The following is a 22,640-nucleotide window of genomic DNA, read 5'->3' as shown; positions in this document are numbered from 1 at the left end:
GAAAAAAACTAGGCTTAGCCTAGTTTTTAATTTTAATGTCAAAATTAGTTACAAAATTCTCAAGAAATGAAATAAATTCTTTTTTATTTGCCTCAGATAATTTCAGGTTTTCAACACCACTGAGATAAATGGTTCCTATGTCTCAACGTTTTTGATAACCATTTTGTTCTAAAAAATAAATTAAATCTTCCATAAATCATTCAAAGAATTTCGGTGAATATTCTAAATTTCTAAGTAATTTATGGATGATAATATCAAATTCTCTGTTTTCAAAATTTAAAATTTCAAAATCAAAAGATAAATCTAATTCTTTTGAGGTTTTTGTTTGAAGTTGTTTCATATAAATATTATATAACTTCTGCTTATAGTTCTTTTATTGAAGAAATTATTTATTGCTTGTCATTTATATTTATTAATAAGTATAAAAGTATTAAAAAAATGCTAAAATAAAAACGACAATAAAGATTAGTTACTAGTTTTTATTTAAAAATAAATCTAAGGAATAATATGAAACCAAATAGTTATATTACTAAATACCATTTTTGGGTATTGATATGCTCAATTTTAGCTATTGTTCTTTTTTTAGGTTCATTAGGAATTTCTAATAATACAAAAACATACATGATTTTGATGGATTTTCCATTTTTATGAGTGGGCTTTGCAATTTCGCTTTTAGGAGTTTTATCTCTTAAAAAAACAAACCCTTATCTTTGAACTAACTTTAGATTAGTTGTTTTAAGTGGTTTTGTTAATATTATTTTACATGCCTTAGCTTTAGGTCTTTTTGATCAAATGAATAATAGTATGTGAACCTTTTTTATTATTGCTTTATCTTCTTTACAATATTTAATTATTATTTTATTAAGTGCTACTGGTAGATTAAGAACGACAAGTTACAAAAAACTAGATTATTTTGTTACCCTTTTGTAGAAAAATAATTAAATTCCTTTTATTAAAAAACACACCATGTAGTGTGTTTTTTGTTTTGTTTCTTATATTTTTTTATTAGCTAGAAATAGCAAAGCGTATTCTATAATTATTGGGCAGAATCTTCTGTAGTTGCTTGATCTTGGTTATCTTCGGTTTGGTCGCTTAGTTGATTTTGTTCTTCTTCATGGTTAGTAGCTTTATATGCTTCTTCTACTCCTGAAGCATATCATTGAACTAAAGCTAAATTAATTGATTTAATTTTTGATGTTGAAATTTTATAATCCCCATTAATTTGTATAAGGATTGTGTTTTTTGTATCTCTTAATTCTTTAAGTTTTTGTTCAAGTTCAATTTTGTTATTTGTTTGTAAAATAAGGTGTAACTCAAAAACTCTTCTATAAAATTCTTTAAGAATTTGAACTTGATTTTTAAATTCTTCTTCAGTAACTTTCTCGGAAATATATTGTGCTTGTTGTTTTCCTAAATTTTCAAAAAACTGATCATAAGTATCCTTGCGATAAAGAGGTGAATATAGGGGTAAGTTATTTAATTGTTCTGTAAGAGATTCTTTTGTTTTTGTTATATCTATTTCTTCTTCAGAAGCATTTGTTGTGTTTTCATTTTCGTTATTAAGTTTTGATAAACTGGTTTTAGGTAAACCTGCAGAAAAAGCAAATATTATTGGTGTAGTCATTGCAAAAATTGAAAATCATTTATATATTTTTTTCATAATTCTCCTTTTAAATAATTTTATAAAAAGCTACTTGCACTTAAATTTTTTGAATTATATTAAATTTTTATATCAAAAAAAGCACAAAAAAAGACTGTAAAGGAATTTACAATCTTTTTTATTTTGAATTTTAGTTTAGACTATTTTTCTTCTGCTTTTTCAGCAGCAGCTGAAGCTTCACCTTCTTTTTCTGTTGCGTGTTGTAATGAACCATCTTTTGGAAGAATTAACATATCAGAAATAGATAATCTTCACTGAGTTCTACTATCGTTAACTGATGTACCAATTCCTAAACTAATAGCGATAGGAACTCCATAGAATCCATATACGTGATTGTCCATTGTACCAGCTAAGTGTCCTCATCCATCAACAGTGAATTTATCTCCTCTTGATGATAAATCTTGATCGTATGCTTTTCTTTCACCTAAAATTAATCTAAAGAATAAAGTTGATAAGAAATCATTTGTTAATCCGGTCTTTTCACTAGTATATACTGGATTGTTGTATGATCCATAGTAATTATCTGTATATGCTTTATTTATTTTTGCAAGTGTATCTTGAGTAGCTTTATTTAATCCGTGACCTATTGATAAAGTTTTTCCGTCATTTCTTTGTGTTTTGTCCTTAATAAAAAGCCCACGTGTATAACCTAAAATTCCTTGTAAAACAAGATTTGCTCTTTGGTCTTCAGTTAATTGAGATGTTATATTTTCAAGTGCAGGAACATGAAGTTTTTCTCTAATTTTATTGTATCTGTCGATTTGGAATTTTGTATAGTTATCTGCAATTTTTACAAGTTTTTTAAATATTTCTAAATCGCTAGGATCAATTTCTACGGTACTTGGATTATCTAATTCTCCACGCCCCTCTTTAAGTTCTTTTGAGAATTTTTCAATATATTTTTCAATTACATTTTTAACTTCATCATTATAAATGTCGCTATAAGCTAAATTACTTTCTGATTTAAGGAAATAATCGCCAAACCCAGAAAACTCTAATGTTCCAACAATAGAATCAAAAGCTTGCATGTTAACTTCACGGTTCATTCATGAGAAAGTTTCAGGAGTAATTAAATCATTAAATGTTTTTGTATTTTCAGCGATTGTTTTTGCTCTTTCTTCTCTTTCTTTATTATATTTGCTAATTTCATTTAATGAGCTGTGATAAGTATTGTAATAAGCTCCTTTTTCATCTAAGTAACTTTTTAGATATCCAGCAAGTTGTCCTTGACTTTCTCCATTTTTAACTCTTGTTTCTCATTCTTTCTTCGCTTCTTTTAATCCTTCAATGTCTTGGTTAACAACTTTTGCTACTTGAGAATTTAATACACTTTCAACTTTTTTAGATAAGTCATCAATATTTGATTGCAATTTTTCTATTAATTTTTCAAATTCTGTTTTTGCGTCTAAATTATCTCAATCTAGACCTGCGCCTGATGCGTAGCTTTTCGCTTGATTTTCTAGATTATTATAACTTGATTGTAATTCATTTTTTCTATACTCTGGATTTTCAAATAATTTAGAATCATTACTTTGAATATTCTTTATTTGCGATTGGATTGATTTTATTGTGTAATCAAAAACTCCTTTTCAACTATCTACAGCTTTTTCTTTAGCTTTGTTAACTTTTGCTAATAAGTCGTTAAATTTCTTTAATCATTGATTTTTGTTTCTTTCACCAGCTGTAGTATTGCTATCTTCTTCTGGCTGTTGAACATCGGTTTGACCATTTGTTTCATCAACATTTTGTGAAGAGTCTTGATTAGAATTTTCTTCAGATGTTTGATCTTTAGAACTATCACCATTAGAATTTTCTTCTTTGTTTGGGTGTTCAGCATCAAATTTTTCTTGAATTATATTTGAATATGAAGATGCTAATTTGTTTTCAAATTCTTTAATTGAAAGATCTGTAAGACTCAATTCTCCATCAAGTGTTGTAAAGATGCTTCCATCTTCACTTTTGTGTTTGTCAATTTCTGCAATAACTTCTTCTTCGCTTTTTTCTTGCATTCATTGATTAAGATCTGCAATTTTTAAATAAAAGGCTTTATATTTTTCAAGATCTTTTGTAAATTGATCTTCTGCATAAGATTTATCAGTAAATTCGCTTTGATTTTTTGCTAATTTATCAAAATAATCTTCATAAGCTTTTTTGTCATATAAATGACTATATAAACTCAATTTTTCAAGTTGTTCTTTAATTAAGTTTAAGCTTTTGCTTTGTTCTGTATTTTGATTTTCTTCTGTAGGTTGTTCTTCTGCTTTTTCTTTAATTTCACCTTCAGATACTGTTTGTTTTACGCTTGCTTCTACAGAAGCAGAGCTTTTTATTTCTTGTTCAGATTCTTTTTTATCTTCTTTAGAGCAAGCTGCAGAAACAACAGCAAGTGTAGGTGCTGCAACGCTTAATAAAGTTAATAATTTAAATTTATTTCTTATTTTCATAGTTTAAATTACATTCTCCAAATAATATTTGTATTTTATAATTTTACCTTAATTCAATCCTTTTTGCTTACTAATTTATTGGTTAATTGATTTTAACAAAAATCATTTTTCTCTTTTTCCATATTTTAGTGAATTTTTAGGGGTTTAAAATTTCTTATTATTGCGATTTTTATAAAATTTATTTTTTTATATTATAAAAAAGTCTATAATTTTTTATATTAACATATACTTAAATAGTACTAGGAGAAGATATGACAAAAAAAGAATTTATCGCAGCTGTTGCTGAAAAAATTGAAGTTTCTCCAAAAGAAGTAGATAAAGTTTTTGACGCAATGGTATTTATTTTGAAAGAACAACTTATTACCGAAGACAAAATCCAACTTTCTCAACTTGGAATTTTCTCAACAGCCATTAAGCGTTCAAGAAAAATTGTAAACAAATTTGCTAAAGATTCAGAAGGTGGTGAAGGAAAAACTATTGATATTCCACAAAGACGTGTAATTAAATATAAACCTTCAAAATATCTTCGTGATTTAATTGACTTCAACTAATTGCATATATTTAACAACCCCGGAAATTCTAAAGTTAAAGCTTTAGAATTTTCTTTTATCCATCAATATGAAATAGATTTTTGTTTTTGTCAAATTGCCATAATTTTTTTAATATCAAGTTTATAAAATTCTTTTTTAGCACTAAAAAAGAAAATCACAAAAGCTTCTCCTCCATTGTTTGATATATTTTCTAAATATTCAAATTGATGTTCCTTCAGATTACTCAGACTAAATAATTCAGAATCACATGTTTTAGCTTCAAAAGCAATAAAAGACCCATTGTAACACCCTATATAATCTACAGTACTTTTTGAAAGCACTATAGCATTTTCAAAATTTAATTTGTGATTTTGGAGCACTATTTTGCTAAATTTTATTGGTAAATGTTTCTTTTCGATATATGCAATGTGGTTGATTCACATGAATTCAATACTGCGATTAATGATATTTTCTAATAACATTCCTTTATTTTTCTGCATTTCATATAAGTTATAAGAAAATATAAAAAAAGTGCACAAAAAAAATCAGCAACTAAGCTACTGATTTTTTGAATTTTCATACTCACTTGTGAGCATAAAGTACAAGTTCGTCAATTATGGGCTGAACTCTAAAATCCATATTACCGTTCATTTTCTCAACAAAATCAAGAATTTTTTCAAGATCGCTAATTAAGTCTTTATAGATCACATCTGATGTATAGCGTTTTCCCATGACTTCTTTTACAAAAGAAAGAGGTAAAGCTTCAGCAAAACTTCCTAATGCAACTTGATCAAACATTACAATTTTTTCAGCAAAAGTATCACCTTGTTCAACGGTTTCTTCATAAAAATCATCTAATTGTTCGTGGTCTTCGAAAAAGTTTTTGCCTTGAATATTTCAGTGATAGTTTTTAATTTTTATTTGCAACACCATTAATGATGCTTGAAAAATTTTTAGTTCTTTTAAATTCATTATCGCTCCTTAATTTAAATTAATTTTAACAAATTTTAATTTTTTTAATAAAGTCATCATGGGTGTTAAAATCAATATTTTTATCTATTCAATTTCTTCTTGATAAAACATTATCTCCCATTAAGGCACTTACTCTACGTTCAGCAAGAGAGGCATCCTCAATAGTTGCTTTAATTAAGGTTCTTGTTTCAGGGTTCATGGTAGTTTCTCAAAGCTGATCGGCATTCATTTCACCAAGCCCTTTATATCTTTGCAATTCATAAGCGCCTTTATAGTTGGCTAGAATTTCTTCAAGTTCATCATCATCTCAAGCATAAATATGATTTTTACTTGCCTTATTAGTAATTTTATAAAGTGGAGGTAAAGCAATAAAAACTTTTCCTTCTTCAATTAATGGTTTCATAAAACGGTAAAAGAAAGTTAACAGTAAAACTTGGATGTGAGCACCATCAGTATCGGCATCGGTCATGATAATAATTTTGCCATATTGTGCTTTTGTGCTATCAAAATCTTTACCAAAACCAGCTCCTATTGTATTAATAATAGTACCGATTTCATTATTTTTTAAAATATCAATTAATTTAGATTTTTCGCTATTGATAACTTTTCCTCTAAGAGGTAAAATTGCCTGAAATTGACGATTACGCCCACTTTTAGCCGATCCACCAGCTGAGTCTCCCTCTACAAGAAATAACTCTTTTTCTGCTGGATTTTTACTTGTTGCAGGAGTAAGTTTGTCGCTTAAAATCATTTTTTCTTTTAGTACATTTTTGCTTTTTCTAGCTTCTAATCTACGCTTACGCTCTTCCATTCTGATTTCATAAGCTCGCTTAATTTTTTCTAATACTTTTTTAGCAATTTGTTTGTTTTCAGCGATTCAAAGTTCAAGGTTTTTTGAAACAATTTCCTCAACAACACCTTTAGCATCAGGGGTTCCTAGTTTATCTTTAGTTTGACCTACAAATTCTAAAAGGCTTTCAGGTACTTTTAAAGATAAAACTACCGAAAGACCTTCGCGAATGTCATCGCCATCAAAGCTACCTTTTTTAAGTATATTTTCTTTGCTTGCAAACTCATTAAAAACTTTTGTAAAAGCATTTTTAAGCCCGGTTTCATGAGTTCCGCCATCACGAGTTTTAACGTTGTTAACAAAACTTAGAAAAAAATCATTATATGCATTTGTTCACTGAAAAGCAAATTCCACTTCAATTCCTTTGCGTTGATCCTTGTAAGAAATTGAAGGTGTTATAACTTCTTTGGAATCATTAAGGAAATCCAAAAACGCCTTTAGTCCGTTTTCATTTTGATATTCCTCGTAAAAATCAGTGTTTTCGTCAATTAAAATAATTTTAAGACCAGAGATTAAAAAGGAACTTTCTTTTAATCTTTCGCTAATGGTATTGACATTTAATTTAGAGTTTTTAAACATTTTGTAATCTGGTCAAAATTGAACGGTGGTTCCATCTTGTTTTGAAGGTCCAATTTCATGGGTACGTGTAACAATTTGATCTTGCACAAATTCAGTTAAATATCGTTTTTTGTCGCGATTAACTCAAACTTTTAGTTTTTCTGATAAAGCATTGACTACGCTAGAACCAACACCGTGTAACCCACCTGAAGTTTTATAAGCGCCTTCTTGAAACTTTCCACCAGCATGTAATTCAGTAAAAACAAGCTCAACAGCACTTAAGGAAGTACCTTTCACTCGATCAACAGGAATTCCTCTCCCGTTATCTTCGATTACAATTGAAGCGTCTTTTTTTAAAGTAACTTTGATTTGATTAGCATATCCTGCTAATGCTTCATCAATTGAATTATCAACTATTTCTCAAACCAAATGGTGCAATCCATTAACATCGGTTCCTCCAATGTACATTCCCGGACGCTTACGAACCGCTTCTAATCCTTTTAATTGTTGAATATTGCTTGCATTGTATTTATTACTCATTACTTTATTATATTACAAAATATATTACAAAAGAGAGCGGCTGATTTTTATGAAAATTTTTAGTAGTTTTAGTATTATAAAATATAATTAAAAAACAAGAGGTCTTATGAGTTACAAAGCATTATATAGAAAATATCGCCCTACATCATTTGAGCAAGTTATTGGTCAAGAACATGTTGTGCAAACCTTGCAAAATATTCTTAGAAGCTGTAAAATTGGGCATGCATATCTTTTTAGTGGTCCCAAAGGCTCTGGAAAAACTTCAATAGCTAATATTTTTGCTAATGTTTTAAATTGCACTCACTCAGAAGATTTAGCACAAGCATGTGCAAATTGTGTCAGTCAAATAGGACAATCAATTGATATTATTGAAATGGATGCAGCATCAAATAATGGAGTTGATGATATTCGTTTTTTAAAAGAAAAAATTGAACAGGTACCAATTTATGGACGGTATAAAATTTATATTATCGATGAAGTGCATATGTTGACCAAAAGTGCTTTTAATGCTTTTTTAAAAACGCTTGAAGAACCACCTAAACATGCATTATTTATTTTTGCTACTACCGATCCACAAAAAATTCCTTTAACAATTCTTTCACGTTTACAAAGATTTAATTTCACCTTATTAAGTAATGAATTAATTATTCAGCATTTAAGTAACATTTTAAAACTTGAAGGAATTGAATATGATTATAATTCATTAAGATTAATTGCTCGACTAGCAAACGGTGGAATGAGAGATGCTTTATCAATTTCGGACCAATGCGCTGCTTTGGGACAAGCAAAAATCAATTTAAATGTAATTGAATCAAACTTTGGCATAGCATCTAATGAACAAGTAATTAATTTAGTTAATGAACTTTTTAACAAAGATATACAACAGGTGTTGAAATTGGTTTATAAATTTAAAAACGCCGGAATTGACGCCTACCAATTTGCTTTAAGTTTTTTAAATCTTGTCAAAGAGTGACTTGTATATCAAAAAACATTAAACAAAGACTTCCTTCAATGATTAGACCTTGAAGAAGTAAATCAATTAATGATCAATAGTGATTTTGCAATTCAAGTTCTTGAAGAATTTAATGCTTTACTTGGAAACATTTTACGTTCAGATAATGGCTGAGAGTTAATTGAAATGAGTATTTTAAAAATTAGCAACTTTGAATTTAATCATCAGTTAGAAAAAAACGAACAAGTAAAAGAAAAAAATAGTACAGGGGAAAAACTAGAAGTCATGCCTGAAAATGAAGTGCCCGAAGAAAATCCTCTACATAGTTTTGGAATCTTTGAAAAAGTTAAACAAGAGTGACGCCCAATAAGCTCTCAATTAAATGAAAATATAAATAACAATAGTTCTTTATTTGAAAAAGAATTGGCAAATGAAACCAAAACAAATCATTTTATAGAGCAAGAGATTTTAGATGATATTAATGATTTTGACAACTCAGAAATATCGGTAAATTTAGATGAAGAAACAAAAGTGTTTGATATTGAAATTCAAAAAGAACAACAAAAAAGCATTAAAAAAGAACACTCAACACAAGAATTGGTAAACCTTCTTCATATTGTTCAAAAGAATATTCAACCAAATACAACTCGCTTTTTTATAAAATTACGTGATTCAGAGGCAGAATCAGATAATTTTGCAAACACCGAGTGAGTTAATATATTAAGTAAAATTAAAATTTTATTATCTTCTAATACTTGACTTTTATGTACATCTGATGATGAAAACATTATTAAGGAACTTGAAAAAATTAAAGATGATCAAGATTTTCAAGAATATATTAAAAAAGTATTCAACAATTACTTGCACATTTATATAGTTAATAAAGAACAGTCAAAAAATATTCAAGAACTACATAATCAGCAAAAAACTCATAACTTTGAGTTAGGAGATCTTCAACCAATTCCACTAAAAACTTATTTTACTAATCGACTAGAAGATAAACCACTTCCAGAACAGATTGGAAAGTTTTTTGGACCCGCAGTTCAAAAATTAATGAAAAGAGGAAAATAATATGAACAACGAATTTTTAAAACAAATTAAAAAAATGCAATCAGAGTTAGAAAAAAAACAACAACAATTAAACGAAACCACTTTTACTGTTGAAAAACAAGGTGTAACAGTGGCTATGAAAGGGAATTACAAACTTGAATCAATTAAAATTGATGAGTTTTTAGTAGATCCTGAAGATAAAGATATTCTAGAAGACTTACTTGTTTTAGCATTAAATGAAGCAATCGAAAAAGTCGAAGCTGCTTCAGAAGAGATTGCTCCTAAAATGCCAGGCGGAATGCCATTTTAATGTTTGATACAGATGCAATTAACGAATTTATTATTGAAATTCGTAAATTACCTAGCGTAAGTAAAAAGCAAGCCGAAAAGATTGTCTTATGAATCCTAAATAATGACTATCAAAAGGTTGCTTTATTGGCTAATTCTTTTAAAAAATTAAAAGAAAAAATTACTTTTTGCCCTATTTGTCAAGCTCCAAGCGAAATTAATTCTTGTCGTTACTGCAATGATCCTAAAAGAGAAAATACCTTACTTATTGTGGAGCATTTTTCAATGATTGATAAAATCGAGAAAACCGAATCATACAAAGGAAAATATTATACTTTTGAATTTTTACTAAAAAACGAGAGTATGCTTGATCTTGTTATGTATGAAATTGAAAAACTTAAGGAATACGCCCAAAACTTTGATGAAATTATTTTGGGTATTTCGCCAACCCTACATGGAGAAATGACCAATATTATTATTAAAAAAGAATTAAGCAAAATAGGATTAAATGTTTCTCAAATGGCAATAGGAGTCCCTGTTGGTGCATCAATAGATTTTGTTGACGCAACTACATTGAAATTTTCAATTAAAAATAGACAAAAATAATAAGGAGTTTCTATGTTCATTACTGTTGAAGGTCTAGATGGAAGTGGTAAAACCACAGTTTTAAATAAACTAGTTAATTTTCTTAATGAAAAATTCCCTCATTTAAATTTAATCTTAACTAGAGAGCCAGGTGGCAAAGATCTAAAAGAAGCAGAAAAAATTCGTGAAATTATTCTTGATTCTGCTAATGATCTTTCTCCTGTGGCCGAAGCCATGCTTTATTCTACGAGTCGAAGAATCCATTTGGAAAAAGTTGTTTGGCCAGCACTTAAAGAACACAAATTAGTTTTTTGTGATCGTTATATTGATAGTTTTTATGCTTACCAAGGTTTTGCGAGAAATTTAGGATATCAATATGTCAAAACTTTAACTGAATTAGTTATTGATGGCGCAATTCCAAATTTAACGATCTTTTTTGATCTTACACCCGAAGAAGCACAACAAAGACGAAATCAATCACGTTTAATTGTTGATCGAATGGAACAAGAACAAATTGATTTTCATCACAAAGTGTATAACGGTTACAGAGAATTAATTAAAGAAACACCTGAAAGATTTTTAATTATAGATGCCTCAAAAAGTGAGGAACAAGTTTTTGAAGAAGTTAAAGAAAAACTTTTAAATCACCAATTAATGAAAGATTATTTAAGCCAAAATGCTTTCAAGTAAACAATTACAAATGTTTCAAAATCAAAAAGATAAAGGTACTATAGCGCACCTTTATCTTTTCAGTGCTTCTTTAAATTATGACTTGGAAAACGATTTAAAGACAGTTTTTGGAATCTTAGATGGCCAAGAAATTCAAGACAGCTTTCAATGACATAATTTTCATAATGTACTTTTTTTGGATAAACAAAATCAAAGTATTAGCAAAGAAGAATTAGAAGAAATCTTTGAACGAGCTGATTTAATCAATGTGGCACCTAAAAAACTTTTTGTTATTATCAAAAACATCGAGAATTGCTCATTAAATGGATTAAATTCGATTTTAAAATCAATAGAAGAACCTAAAGATAATGTTGTTATTATTTTAACAACTAATAATATTTCCCAACTCTTAACGACTATCATTTCAAGATCTTTTGTAGTTAATATTGCTAATGACCATCAAAAAGAAATTTATCAGCAATTGCAAAAAGACAATGAATTAACCGAATTTAGTGAGTTATTAAGTTATTTTTATCCTAGTGTAATCCAAGTCAAAAAGCTTAATAACGATAAAAATTTTGAGCTTTTACAAAAAATGATTCAAGCATTTGAGCAATCCTTGCAAAATAAGTATTGATTATATTTGTTTTTGGTTAAAAATTTAGATAAGAAAAAACTTGAACAAACGTTTTTTATTTTAAATTGCTTATCACATTTATTAACATTAGGTCTTCAAGATATTAAGCCTGACTTTTCTTGAATTAAAAAAGTAAGAAAATTAAGTCAAAAAGTTTTATCCTTCCATCCTAGATTAGCTTTTGCAAAGGAACTAATTCAAAATTTTAGTTGAGCAATTTATAGTGATAAGAACTTTGCTTTGCAAAAAGAAACATTTTTAATTGACATTATGAGGTATTATGAGTAAATTATTTATTATTGGCACCCCTATTGGTAATTTAGAAGACATTACTTTTAGAGCTTTAAGAACTTTAAAAGAAGTAGACGTGTTAGCTTGCGAAGATACTAGAGTCACTACTAAATTACTTGCTCATTTTGGAATCGAAAACAAGCGTTTAATTACTTATAATAACTTCACTGAAAAACAAAGTACCAAGGGAATTTTGCAACTACTTGAACAAGGCCAAAATATTGGATTAGTTTCAGATGCAGGGATGCCTGCCGTTTCTGATCCTGGATTTGAGCTAATTAAACAAGCACGAGAGCATAACTTTGACATTGAAATTATCCCCGGTGTAAGTGCTTCAATTACTGCTTTTGTAGGGGCAGGTTTTTCAAATGAATTTACTTTTTTAGGTTTTCTAAAAGATAAAAGTTCTCAAAGGCAATCTCAACTTAAGAATCTTGATTTTGGAACTTATGTTTTTTATGTTTCGCCTCACAAGCTGAAAAAATCTTTAGAAGATATTGATCAAGTTTTTGGTGGTTTAGAAAAAATTTGCTTAGTTAAAGAGTTAACTAAAGTATATGAACGCTGATTTTTTGGAACGGCAAAAGAAATCTTAACAACTTTAAAATTAGAAAATTTAATTAAAGGCGAATTTACTATGGTGTTACATCTTAGTAAACCAAAAAAAGAAAAGACAAACAAATACGCTCATTTAAGAGGCAAATAAAAAGCATAGCTTAATAGCTATGCTTTTAAAATTGTATTTTGACAAATCGTGGTTTTTGAGAAATATCATTGTATATTTTGATTTGATATTCTTTTTGCAAATTTGTTCAAAAATCTAAGTGAAATGGGTTGATTTCAAAAAAGATTGTTCCACCAGGATTAAGAAAATTTGGAGCCTGCTGAATAATTTTTAGGTAAAATTCTAAACCATCTTGGTTAGCAAACAAAGCAAGATGCGGTTCAAAATTTAATACACTTGGTGATAGTTTTTCTTGGTGAGAAATGTATGGAGGATTTGATACAATTACATCAAATTTTTGATTGATATTTGTAAATAAATCTGAATGGATTACATCAATTTTAACATCATTAAGGTCGGCATTATTAGATGTAGCTAAAATAGCTTGTTTGGAAATATCCGACGCAATTACCGATAGATTTGGTAAATTATATTTTATAGCAATTCCAATAAATCCGCTACCAGAGCATAAATCTAAAACACTAGTTTGCTTACTTTTTTTAAGGTGTTCAATAACCAAATAAACTAATTCTTCAGTTTCGTATCGAGGAATTAAAACATCATAATTAACGTCAATTCGAACATTAGCTAAGTCTACATATCCTATAATTTTTTGTACAGGTATTCCTTGCTGTAGTTGTTTTTTTTCTAAATCAGAAACTTCTTGTTTTAAACCATATCTTCTTTTTTCAAGTAATAAATCTTCAATTGTGGGCACTATAATCCGGCTTCTTTGATTTTTTCGTTTTGTTCTTCTGCTAAAAGAGCATCGATAATTGGGTTTAGCTTACCTTCCATAATTGGTGAAAGAGAAGTTGAGAAACTAATACGGTGGTCTGTTACACGATCTTGAGGATAATTATAAGTTCTGATTTTTTCGCTACGAGCTCCTGAACCAGCTAATTTACGATACATTGATTCTTCTTCTTGTTTTTTCTTTAGTTCAAGATCATAAAGTTTTGATTTAAGAATTCTCATTGCAATTTCTTTGTTTTGAATTTGGCTTTTTCCTTCTTGACAAGAAACTACGATGTTTGTAGGAAAGTGAGTAATTCTAACTGCACTATCAGTAGTGTTAACTGATTGACCACCATTTCCACTTGAGCGGAAAACGTCAATACGAATGTCTTCTGCTTTTACTTCTATTTCGATATCATCGTCAATTTCAGGCATAACAGTTACGGTAGCGGTTGAGGTATGAACTCTTCCCTTAGTTTCTGTGACAGGAACTCTTTGTACACGGTGTACACCTGATTCAAATTTAAGTTTTGAGTATGGCTTGTTTCCCTTAACTGAAAAAGTTATTAAGGTAAATCCACCAGATTCAGATGGAGAAGTTTCAAGAATTGTAGTTTTCATATCATTTGAAGCACAATATTTTGTGTACATTCTGAATAAATCACCAGCAAAAATGTTTGCTTCATCTCCGCCGGCAGCCCCACGAATTTCTACAATAACATCTCGGTTATCATTTTCGTCTTTAGGTAAAATTAAAATTTTTAATTCTTCAGTTAACCGATCCATTTTGCTTTCTGCTTCGCTAATTTCAGATTTAGCAAGCATGATGATTTCTTCGTCTTTTTCTTGAAGCATTTCTTTTGCATTTTTAAGGTTACTTTCAGCTTCTAAATATTGATTAAATGCAGCTACAATATCAACGACATTATTTATTTCACGCGAAATTTGTGTGTATTTTTTGATGTCAGCGGCAACTTCTGGAGTTGCTAATTGCGCCTCAAGTTCATCGTGTTTTTGTTTGATTTGCATTAATGAGTTATACATTGTGTTTTCCATAGTTATTTTATTTTACCATATTGTAAATATCATTTATGTTAAGGTTTACACAAATAAAAAAAAGACACAATTTTTCAAATAAAAAATTGCTTTTTTTGTACTATAATAATGAAAAATATTGCATTTGAGGAGAATATTATGTCAGCAATTAAAAAAATTCACGCTCGTGAAGTGCTTGATTCACGTGGAAATCCAACTGTACAAGTTGAAGTATGAACAGAATATGAAGGATACGGATCAGCAATGGTTCCTTCAGGAGCTTCAACAGGTTCAAGAGAAGCTTTAGAACTTAGAGATAAAGGATCAAAATACGAAAACAATTGATTTGGTGGAAAAGGTGTTATGTTAGCTGTAAACCACGTTAATAACGACCTTGCTCCTGAACTTTTAGGAATGGAAGTTACAAACCAAAGAGCAATTGACCTTAAAATGATCGAACTTGATGGAACTCCAAATAAAGAAAAAATGGGTGCAAACGCTATTTTAGGAGTATCTCTTGCTGTTGCTAGAGCTGCTGCTGATGAATTAGATTTACCACTTTACCAATACTTAGGTGGATTTAATGCACACCAATTACCAGTTCCTATGCTTAACGTTATTAATGGTGGAGAACACGCTTCAAACACTATTGACTTCCAAGAATTTATGATTATGCCAGTTGGTGCAAAAACATTTAGAGAATCAATGCAAATGGCAAACTTTGTGTTCCACAACTTAGCTAAATTACTTAAAAAAGCAGGACACGGAACACAAGTTGGTGATGAAGGTGGATTTGCTCCAAACTTCAAATCACATGAAGAAGCTCTTGATTTCTTAGTAGAAGCTATTAAAGCTGCAGGATACGTACCTGCACGTTCAGGAGAAAAAGCTGTTGCGATTGCAATGGACTGTGCTTCAAGTGAACTTTACAAAGATGGTGTATATACATTCGGAAAATTAAAAGCTGCTATTGAAGCTAAAAAAGAAGGATTTGAACACTTAGAAGGTGTTAAATTAAGCTACACTACAGATGAAATGATTGATTATCTTGGATCACTTATTGATAAATATCCAATTATTTCAATCGAAGATGGTTTAGCTGAAAGTGACTGAGAAGGATTTGCTAAATTTACAAAAGCTTACGGACACAAACTTCAAATCGTTGGGGATGACTTAACAGTTACAAACACAGCAATTCTTAAACGTGCTATTAAAGAAAAAGCAATGAACTCAATCTTAATTAAAGTTAACCAAATTGGTTCATTAACAGAAACATTTGAAGCTATTCAAATGGCTCAAAAAGCAAACATGACAGCAGTTGTTTCACACCGTTCAGGAGAAACAGAAGATAGTACAATTGCTGATATTGCTGTTGCTATGAACGCAGGACAAATTAAAACCGGTTCAATGTCACGTACAGATAGAATTGCAAAATATAACAGATTATTAGCTATCGAAGAAGAACTTGGAACATCAGGAAAATTCGAAGGTATTAAATCATTTTACAACATCAAAGTAGAAGAATAATTAATAAAAACCGGCTTCTAGCTGGTTTTTATTTTTATCCATTTCTTTTTCTCTAAAAACAGCCATTTAAAGAAAGTTAAAAAAATTCAAATCCATAAGGTGAGAAATTAATCAATTTAATAATCTTGTATAATTTAATAACTTTTTAAAGGAGGAGTTTAACAATGGAGTTTTTAAATACTGATATTGAGCAAGGCCTGACTCTTGAACAAGTTAAAGAACGTCAAGCAAAATTCGGTTTAAATGAACTAAAACATGGTGAAAAATTTAGTTGATACAAATCATTTTTTGCTCAATTTAAAGACTTTATGATTATTTTGCTCTTAATTGCTGCACTAGTTTCTTTTGGAGTAGCAATCTATGAGCATGTCCACGCAATTCAAAAGGCTTCTAGTGATGCGGCTTATGAATTTGCTACCTCAGAAATTGTGGTAGGATACATTGAACCAATTATTATTTTAATTGTAGTTGCTTTAAATAGTATGTTAGGAACATACCAAGAATATAAGTCTAATTTAGCTGTTAAAGCGCTGGAAAAAAATAATGAATTAAATGCAAAAGTTATTCGTGAAGGAAAGATGCTATTAATTCCTTCTCGTCAGCTAACTATTGGAGATATTATTGTCGTTGAAGCTGGTGATTATATCGCTGCCGATGCTAAATTATTACAAGCATTTAATTTAAATGTTGTTGAATCAGTATTAACTGGAGAAGCGCTTGCGGTATCAAAAAAAGTGCTTGACCAAGATTTAAGTGATAAGCCACTTGGGGACCAGCTTAATACTCTTTTTTCAGGTACTTACGTAACCAATGGTAGGGGTGTAGCTATAGTAACTAAAATAGCGCAACAAACTGAAATTGGAAAAATTAATCAACTTATTCTTGAACAAGAATTACCTTTAACACCACTCCAAATTAAACTTAATAAGTTAAGTAAAATTTTTGGAATTAGCGGAATTATTTTACTGTTTGTAACAACAATTTTACAAGTTGTACTTAATGGGACCTTTTCTAATTCATGAAACGACCCGCAAATTTATTCATCGGCTTTTGTGATAGGGATTTCTCTTGCTGTAGCTGCTATCCCAGAAGGTTTAATTACTTTTACAACTGTCTTGCTTGCTTTTGGTGTTTCGGCAATGACCAAAGAGCACGCAATTATCAAAGCATTTCAATCAATTGAAACTTTAGGTTCAACACAAATTATTTGTACCGATAAAACCGGTACATTGACAGAAAACAAAATGAAAGTGGTTGAGTTTTTCGAATCAAATCAAAGCAATCCTCAGGATTTTAGTCAATCAAAAGGTCTATCTTATTTTGTATCTTGCTGCGATGCTGAAGTTAATGTTGATGAAAATGGAGAATTTCAAGAAGTTGGAGATCCTACTGAAACCGGTATTTTAAGATTTGGAATCGATAATAAAATTTTTGCAAAAGATTTCTTTGCTAAAAATACTAAGTTGGCGTCGCTTCCTTTTGACAGCGATCGTAAAATGATGTCGGTTTTAGTGCAACAGGATAACCACAATTTAATGATTACAAAAGGTGCCCCTGATGTAATTTTTAAAAGAGTTATGAACTTACCAAAAGAGGCCATAGAATTAAATGAAAAGTGATCGGCACAATCTTATCGTGTGATTGCATTGGCAACCAAAGAAGTTCAATTAACTCAAAAAACAATTGATTTTAAGGATGAAGAACAGTTGACTTTTGTAGGTTTAATTGCAATGATTGACCCACCAAGATCAAGTGTTAAATACTCAATTGAGCAAGCAAGCTCTGCGGGAATTAAAACTGTAATGATTACTGGAGATCACTTAACTACTGCAGTAGCAATTGCGTCAAATCTTGGAATTTATAAAGAAGGTGACTTAGCAATTAATGGTGAAGAATTAGCTCAAATGAGTGATGAAAAATTACAAGAAAAAGTTAAAGAAATTTCTGTTTATGCAAGGGTAAATCCTAGCGATAAACTAAGAATTGTTAAAGCATGACAATTTCACAATCAAGTTGTTGCTATGACCGGTGATGGTGTCAATGACGCTCCCGCACTTAAGGCAGCTAATGTTGGTTGTGCAATGGGTATAACTGGAACAGACGTGTCCAAACAAGCAGCTGATGTTATTCTAACAGATGATAATTTTAATACTATAGTTAAGGCTGTTAAATCCGGAAGAGAAACATACGAAAAAATTAAAACTATTATTTTAAATATGCTAGTTTCTTCGGTATCGGAATTATTTGTTATGCTTATTGGTCTTTTTGTTTTTAGATTTGTTTTTCAAAGCGAAATAGGTGGAGCCGAATTTTGAGTCCTTTCAGCTTCGCAATTATTATGAATTAACCTTTTAACTCATGGATTACCCGCGATTGCCTTAGGGGTTGTTCCGCTTGGTTATGATGTCATGGGGCAAAAACCATTTAATAAGCATGATAGCATTTTTGCTCATAAAATGGGACTTAAACTAATTGTGCACTCTAGTGTGGTATCGGTTTTTGCTTTATTATCTTACGGAATAGTAGGTGGAATTGCAAAGGCTAATGGTATCTTCGGAAAAGAATTTGTACAATTAACATCCACAGCTACATTTGTGACCTTAGGAATTGGAACTTCTATCAACGCAATTAATTTGATGAGTGAGAAAAGTTTATTTGCGTGTTCATTTAAAACTTATTATTTAGTATGAGCTGCTTCATTATTCTCACTTGTTTGTGTAATTTTGGCAACTTATGTTCCTGGATTTAATTCGGTATTTAGAAACGTCAATTTAGAAATTTACAGCCCAAGTTGACTCCTTTGAGGTTTACCGGTTTTCTTCGGCTTTGGAATGACTTTATATAGTGAAATTTCAAAACTATTTAATAATATTATTTTTAAAAAACAAATCTTACTTTAAATCCCAATCTAATTGGGATTTTTTCTTGCTGATTTATCTTTGAAATCAAACATTATAAAAATATTGCTTCTAAATTATTTGTGCATAAAGAAAATCAATCACACTATCTTTTTGTCAATTCAAAATTTAAACTCTGAGCATCTAAAGCATTTAAAAACAAAAATCTTTGCAGATTAAGCGAAAAAAATTTTTTAAAATTATATTTTAGTGCTATAATATTAAAGCAACCAAAACTTGGGGGGATAGCAAAGCGGCCAAATGCGGGTGGCTGTAACCCACTTTCTTAGGATTCGGGGGTTCGAATCCCTCTCCCCCCACCATATTTTGCCCCATAGCCAAGCGGTAAGGCAGCGGGTTTTGGTTCCGCCATGCGTTAGTTCGAATCTAACTGGGGCAGCCATATCGTCGAAAGACGATTTTTTTATTGATTTTTTGACAATAATGCCAAAAAACACCTTAAAAAAATAAAAATATTAACTTTTTGTATAATTTTATATAATTAAAAATAAATATGAAAACTCTAGATAAGATAACACCACTTGAACAAGATTTTGCAAAGTGATATACGGACGTTGTAAAAAATGGGAATTTAATTAAGTATGGTTCTACTAAAGGATCAATTATTTATCTTCCTAATTCATATGGAATTTGAGAAATTATTCAGCGTGAATTCAATAAGATTCTTCAAAGCAATGGAGTTCAAAATGTTTATTTACCCCTTTTGATTCCAGAAAGTTTATTTCAAATTGAAAAAGAACATTTAGATGGATTCAATCCAGAGTTAGCTACTGTTACTCATGTTGGCGAAAATAAATTACATGAACGCTTATATATTCGTCCTACTTCAGAAGTTCTTTTTGCTGAATTATTCAAACAAATAATTGAATCACATAACGATTTACCTGTTGTCTTCAATCAATGAGCCAATGTTTTACGTTGAGAAAAAACGACCAATCCATTTTTACGTACTAGAGAGTTTCTTTGACAAGAAGGTCATACATGTCACTCTGATCCTCTTGAAGCACGTAAATTAACAAGAAAAATGATCAATACTTATGCTAAGTTTTTAAAGAATTTTCTAGCTATTCCAGTTATTTTGGGTAAAAAAACCCCTTACGAAAAATTTGCTGGTGCATGCTCAACTTATACTGTTGAAGCAATGATGAAAGATGGTAAAGCACTTCAAGCTGGTACTAGTCACTACTTAGCACAAAACTTTTCAAAACCTTATAAAATTGAGTTTACAAACAAAGATAATAAAAAAGAATTTGTTTATCAAACTTCATGAGGAATTACTACTAGACTTATTGGTGCTATTATTATGACTCATGGGGATAATCGGGGAATTATCATTCCTCCAAGGGTTGCCCCAAATCAGATTGATATTCTAGAATTATTTGGAAATAAGTCAGAAAAAGTAAAAGAAACTATTAATAAATTAGAAAGTGAACTATCTAGAAGATTTAGGGTAAGAGTTGATCGTACAGATAAAAGCCCTGGATTTAAAGCTTCAAATAGCGAAATCCAAGGTGTTCCATTAAGAATAGAAGTAGGTCCTAGAGATCTTGAACATGGAATGGTCACATTAATTAGACGTGATACATTAGAAAAAATTCTTGTTTCTGTTGATGAAGTAAAAAATAAGGTTGGAATTTTATTGGATGAAATCCATGAAAATTTATATAACCAAGCAAAACAAAGATTAGATGACAACACTATTTTTGTAACAAATTTTGATGACTTCAAGAAACATATTGCTCAACAAAAATTCGTTATCGCGCCATTTTGTTGTTCAGAACAAATGGAAAAAGAAATCAAAGAACAAACAGGTGCTACCACAAGATGTATTCCAAAAAATTTCCAAAAACCAGAGGAAGAGCATAATTGTATTTTCCCTTCTTGTTCTAACAAAACTAACCGTTATGTTGTTTTTGCAAAAGCTTACTAAAAAACCGACTTTTGATGTCGGTTTTTTTATAAAATTGTGCACCTTTGCTTAAAAATTTTATAACTTATATGAGAGGAAGGCATGAAAAGTAAAGATAACAAAAAAGAGGAATATTTACTCAATCTCATAGATTATTTAAAACTACAAAATCAAGCACTACAATACGAATGCAACTTTTGAGTTAAAAAATATCAACAAGAAGCATCTAAAAAGAAGAATTGCACAAATAAAGAAGATAAGTTACAAAAGACTAATGAAATTAAGATAATTAGCAATAATTCAGAATGGATTTTTTCTTCATTAGATGATTATTCATAATTACTATCAAAGTAGTATTTACTATTTGGATAATTCTCAAATAGACACAAAATGATTAAATAAGAATTTACCTGCTAATTTTAAGGTTCATTTTAGCATTGAAAAACTTTTTAGTAATGGGTACTTTAATTTATATTTTAGCTCTAATTTAGCAAACAAAAGGTGATCGGTTTCACTTCTTATTAATGATAAAATCGTCATTGAAAAAATTGACAGGCACTTAAATTACTTTAAGCTCGAATTTAAAGATATTAACTTAGAATATAGCAAAATTAAAAACATTAATTTAATTTTTTATGATAGTAATGAAATTATTCAAGGTCAAATGATCCTTCGTTTTGATACCTTTAAAAAAGCACAAAAAAATTTTAAAGTATTGAATGACCAAGCAATTGTTAAAGTTCCACAAATATATGAATTCATCTTGCTATCCAACAAAATTGAGAGCATCAAATCCTTTTTCAATATAAAAATTAGGTTAAATGAATTATCTAACAACAAAGGCATTTCTAAGCTAGGAGAATTTATTCTTTATAGTGATTTAGAAAATAATGAAGGAGAAGAGGTTTTTTATCCGATATTAGAAGAAGCGCAGTTAGAGCTTAGTCAATTTTTGAACAAACCATTGCGTTTATTAGTGAATAAAACACCAGGTAAAGAAAATTTTTATGACTTAATTTTTAATCATGATATCTTAGTATTAGATGAGAAGATTGAATTATCTAATTCAGATAATTCTCGAAAGGAATTAATTTTGCCTCCTCTTTTTAGTGGTGTTTTAGATGAAACTATTTCACTAAGTTTTGACGATTTTAAACTTAATTTTGTCAAAGAATTTAAGCTTTCGGTTAATGAAAACTTTAATCTACGAAAAATAAGAAAATTAAAAATAACAGAAATTCCATTTTATCAATCTTTTAATGCTAAATTAGTTTTAGATCTATCTAAAATATTTGATTTATCGCTGCAAAGCAAAATTAATAACTTTGCCTCTATGGTTATTTATGCAACTAAAAAAGACGAAATGAATCCTTAAAATAGTTATTCCAATTTTAGGTCTTGGTATTTTGTCTACAGTAGGGTATTTTGTTAAAAATATACACTGAAATTCTAGCAAAAAAGAAATATCAACTAAGGATTGAACTCAAGAAAATACAACCATTTTTCCCGACATTTCAGAAAGTTATTTTGAAGAGTATTTAAAGGATAAAAATGGTTTTTTAAAGCTTGACCAAGAAGTCATTTATCTTTTGACTAAAGATCTCTCTCAAAGATTAAAGATACCAAGTGACAAAATTGAAGTTGATTGAGATATCATCAGTGATCGTCTCATGAATGTTTATATTAAGGTTTATGGTTTGGATAAAAAAGTTTATCAGAAGGGTTATAAATTTGAGTTAAGATAACATAAAAAGTTTATAATT

Annotated in this window: 22 protein-coding genes and 2 tRNA genes; 16 read left to right on the top strand and 8 right to left on the bottom strand. The window is 29.5% G+C overall.

Going from position 1 to position 22,640, the window contains the following annotated elements; genetic code table 4:
* Nucleotides 1-19: 19 nt before the first annotated feature.
* The gene (locus Q349_RS00640) at nucleotides 20-340 is read right to left on the bottom strand and encodes a hypothetical protein (RefSeq protein ID WP_036463792.1); all 321 of its coding nucleotides are present in this window, start codon (nucleotides 338-340) and stop codon (nucleotides 20-22) included.
* Between the two features lie 167 nt (nucleotides 341-507).
* On the opposite strand from Q349_RS00640, the gene Q349_RS00635 reads away from it, so the two are divergent.
* Nucleotides 508-930: a hypothetical protein gene (locus Q349_RS00635; RefSeq protein WP_036463789.1), complete on the top strand. Its 423-nt coding sequence runs from the start codon at nucleotides 508-510 to the stop codon at nucleotides 928-930.
* A gap of 106 nt (nucleotides 931-1,036) precedes the next feature.
* Here the strand turns inward: Q349_RS00635 and Q349_RS00630 are convergent, their stop codons facing one another.
* Together Q349_RS00630 and Q349_RS00625 are read right to left on the bottom strand one after the other, a co-directional pair.
* Nucleotides 1,037-1,660, bottom strand: coding sequence for a hypothetical protein (locus Q349_RS00630; RefSeq protein ID WP_036463787.1), 624 nt, complete (start codon nucleotides 1,658-1,660; stop codon nucleotides 1,037-1,039).
* 140 nt (nucleotides 1,661-1,800) lie between these two features.
* Entirely contained in the window at nucleotides 1,801-4,104 is a 2,304-nt protein-coding gene (locus Q349_RS00625; protein ID WP_036463785.1) for a hypothetical protein, read from the bottom strand.
* A 251-nt stretch (nucleotides 4,105-4,355) separates the two neighbouring features.
* Here Q349_RS00625 and Q349_RS00620 point away from each other — a divergent pair, with 251 nt between their 5' ends.
* The gene (locus Q349_RS00620; RefSeq protein ID WP_036463784.1) at nucleotides 4,356-4,655 is read left to right on the top strand and encodes an HU family DNA-binding protein; all 300 of its coding nucleotides are present in this window, start codon (nucleotides 4,356-4,358) and stop codon (nucleotides 4,653-4,655) included.
* On the opposite strand, the gene recU is transcribed toward Q349_RS00620, so the two are convergent.
* From recU to parE, 3 genes are read right to left on the bottom strand one after another with little or no spacing between them, the layout of a single operon-like run.
* Entirely contained in the window at nucleotides 4,652-5,134 is a 483-nt protein-coding gene (recU, locus tag Q349_RS00615) for a Holliday junction resolvase RecU (protein WP_036463781.1), read from the bottom strand. The two genes, Q349_RS00620 and recU, sit on opposite strands and share 4 nt — an antisense overlap.
* A gap of 52 nt (nucleotides 5,135-5,186) precedes the next feature.
* Nucleotides 5,187-5,606 carry a Dps family protein gene (locus tag Q349_RS00610; protein ID WP_036463779.1) on the bottom strand — a complete coding sequence of 140 codons (420 nt, stop codon included), beginning with the start codon at nucleotides 5,604-5,606 and terminating at the stop codon, nucleotides 5,187-5,189.
* 25 nt (nucleotides 5,607-5,631) lie between these two features.
* Nucleotides 5,632-7,554 (bottom strand): DNA topoisomerase IV subunit B, encoded by a 1,923-nt coding sequence (parE, locus tag Q349_RS00605; RefSeq protein ID WP_036463777.1) that lies wholly within the window; start codon nucleotides 7,552-7,554, stop codon nucleotides 5,632-5,634.
* Between the two features lie 106 nt (nucleotides 7,555-7,660).
* Between parE and dnaX the strand changes: the two genes are divergently transcribed.
* From dnaX to rsmI, 6 genes are read left to right on the top strand one after another with little or no spacing between them, the layout of a single operon-like run.
* Nucleotides 7,661-9,577 carry a DNA polymerase III subunit gamma/tau gene (gene dnaX, locus Q349_RS00600; RefSeq protein ID WP_051616715.1) on the top strand — a complete coding sequence of 639 codons (1,917 nt, stop codon included), beginning with the start codon at nucleotides 7,661-7,663 and terminating at the stop codon, nucleotides 9,575-9,577.
* Nucleotide 9,578: 1 nt separating this feature from the next.
* On the top strand, nucleotides 9,579-9,866 hold the full coding sequence (locus Q349_RS00595) for a YbaB/EbfC family nucleoid-associated protein (RefSeq protein WP_036463775.1): 288 nt from the start codon (nucleotides 9,579-9,581) through the stop codon (nucleotides 9,864-9,866).
* Nucleotides 9,866-10,450 (top strand): toprim domain-containing protein, encoded by a 585-nt coding sequence (locus Q349_RS00590; RefSeq protein ID WP_036463773.1) that lies wholly within the window; start codon nucleotides 9,866-9,868, stop codon nucleotides 10,448-10,450. Before Q349_RS00595 ends, Q349_RS00590 begins: the two co-directional genes overlap by 1 nt.
* 12 nt (nucleotides 10,451-10,462) lie before the next feature.
* Nucleotides 10,463-11,119 carry a dTMP kinase gene (gene tmk / locus Q349_RS00585; RefSeq protein WP_036463771.1) on the top strand — a complete coding sequence of 219 codons (657 nt, stop codon included), beginning with the start codon at nucleotides 10,463-10,465 and terminating at the stop codon, nucleotides 11,117-11,119.
* The gene (locus Q349_RS00580; RefSeq protein ID WP_036463769.1) at nucleotides 11,106-12,023 is read left to right on the top strand and encodes a hypothetical protein; all 918 of its coding nucleotides are present in this window, start codon (nucleotides 11,106-11,108) and stop codon (nucleotides 12,021-12,023) included. The genes tmk and Q349_RS00580 overlap by 14 nt, the downstream gene beginning before the upstream one ends.
* Nucleotides 12,016-12,732, top strand: coding sequence for a 16S rRNA (cytidine(1402)-2'-O)-methyltransferase (gene rsmI / locus Q349_RS00575; protein WP_036463766.1), 717 nt, complete (start codon nucleotides 12,016-12,018; stop codon nucleotides 12,730-12,732). Before Q349_RS00580 ends, rsmI begins: the two co-directional genes overlap by 8 nt.
* 25 nt (nucleotides 12,733-12,757) lie before the next feature.
* Here rsmI and prmC read toward each other — a convergent pair whose 3' ends face one another.
* Together prmC and prfA are read right to left on the bottom strand one after the other, a co-directional pair.
* Nucleotides 12,758-13,468, bottom strand: coding sequence for a peptide chain release factor N(5)-glutamine methyltransferase (prmC, locus tag Q349_RS00570; protein WP_036463763.1), 711 nt, complete (start codon nucleotides 13,466-13,468; stop codon nucleotides 12,758-12,760).
* Nucleotides 13,468-14,544, bottom strand: a complete 1,077-nt coding sequence (gene prfA, locus Q349_RS00565; protein WP_036463760.1) for a peptide chain release factor 1 — start codon at nucleotides 14,542-14,544, stop codon at nucleotides 13,468-13,470. The genes prmC and prfA overlap by 1 nt, the downstream gene beginning before the upstream one ends.
* Nucleotides 14,545-14,682: 138 nt before the next feature.
* Here prfA and eno point away from each other — a divergent pair, with 138 nt between their 5' ends.
* From eno to Q349_RS00525, 8 genes are all read left to right on the top strand, one after another.
* Complete coding sequence (gene eno / locus Q349_RS00560; protein ID WP_036463757.1) at nucleotides 14,683-16,050, top strand: phosphopyruvate hydratase; 1,368 nt, start codon at nucleotides 14,683-14,685, stop codon at nucleotides 16,048-16,050.
* A 164-nt stretch (nucleotides 16,051-16,214) separates the two neighbouring features.
* Nucleotides 16,215-18,950, top strand: a complete 2,736-nt coding sequence (locus tag Q349_RS00555) for a cation-translocating P-type ATPase (RefSeq protein ID WP_036463754.1) — start codon at nucleotides 16,215-16,217, stop codon at nucleotides 18,948-18,950.
* A gap of 236 nt (nucleotides 18,951-19,186) precedes the next feature.
* Nucleotides 19,187-19,270: transfer RNA gene (locus tag Q349_RS00550), tRNA-Tyr, on the top strand.
* A 5-nt stretch (nucleotides 19,271-19,275) separates the two neighbouring features.
* A tRNA-Gln gene (locus Q349_RS00545) sits at nucleotides 19,276-19,350 on the top strand.
* Nucleotides 19,351-19,461: 111 nt separating this feature from the next.
* On the top strand, nucleotides 19,462-20,898 hold the full coding sequence (gene proS / locus Q349_RS00540; protein WP_036463751.1) for a proline--tRNA ligase: 1,437 nt from the start codon (nucleotides 19,462-19,464) through the stop codon (nucleotides 20,896-20,898).
* 81 nt (nucleotides 20,899-20,979) lie between these two features.
* Nucleotides 20,980-21,216, top strand: a complete 237-nt coding sequence (locus Q349_RS00535) for a hypothetical protein (protein WP_036463748.1) — start codon at nucleotides 20,980-20,982, stop codon at nucleotides 21,214-21,216.
* The gene (locus Q349_RS00530; protein WP_036463745.1) at nucleotides 21,203-22,252 is read left to right on the top strand and encodes an MHO_1580 family protein; all 1,050 of its coding nucleotides are present in this window, start codon (nucleotides 21,203-21,205) and stop codon (nucleotides 22,250-22,252) included. The genes Q349_RS00535 and Q349_RS00530 overlap by 14 nt, the downstream gene beginning before the upstream one ends.
* Nucleotides 22,221-22,622 (top strand): MHO_1590 family protein, encoded by a 402-nt coding sequence (locus tag Q349_RS00525; protein WP_036463743.1) that lies wholly within the window; start codon nucleotides 22,221-22,223, stop codon nucleotides 22,620-22,622. The genes Q349_RS00530 and Q349_RS00525 overlap by 32 nt, the downstream gene beginning before the upstream one ends.
* The last annotated feature ends 18 nt before the right edge of the window (nucleotides 22,623-22,640 follow it).

The sequence above is a fragment of the Mycoplasmopsis sturni DSM 22021 genome (assembly GCF_000701485.1).
In the GTDB taxonomy this organism is placed as follows: domain Bacteria; phylum Bacillota_I; class Bacilli_A; order Mycoplasmatales; family Metamycoplasmataceae; genus Mycoplasmopsis; species Mycoplasmopsis sturni.
Note: the sequence above shows the minus strand (reverse complement) of the source record. Positions and strands in the feature narration are given on the sequence as shown.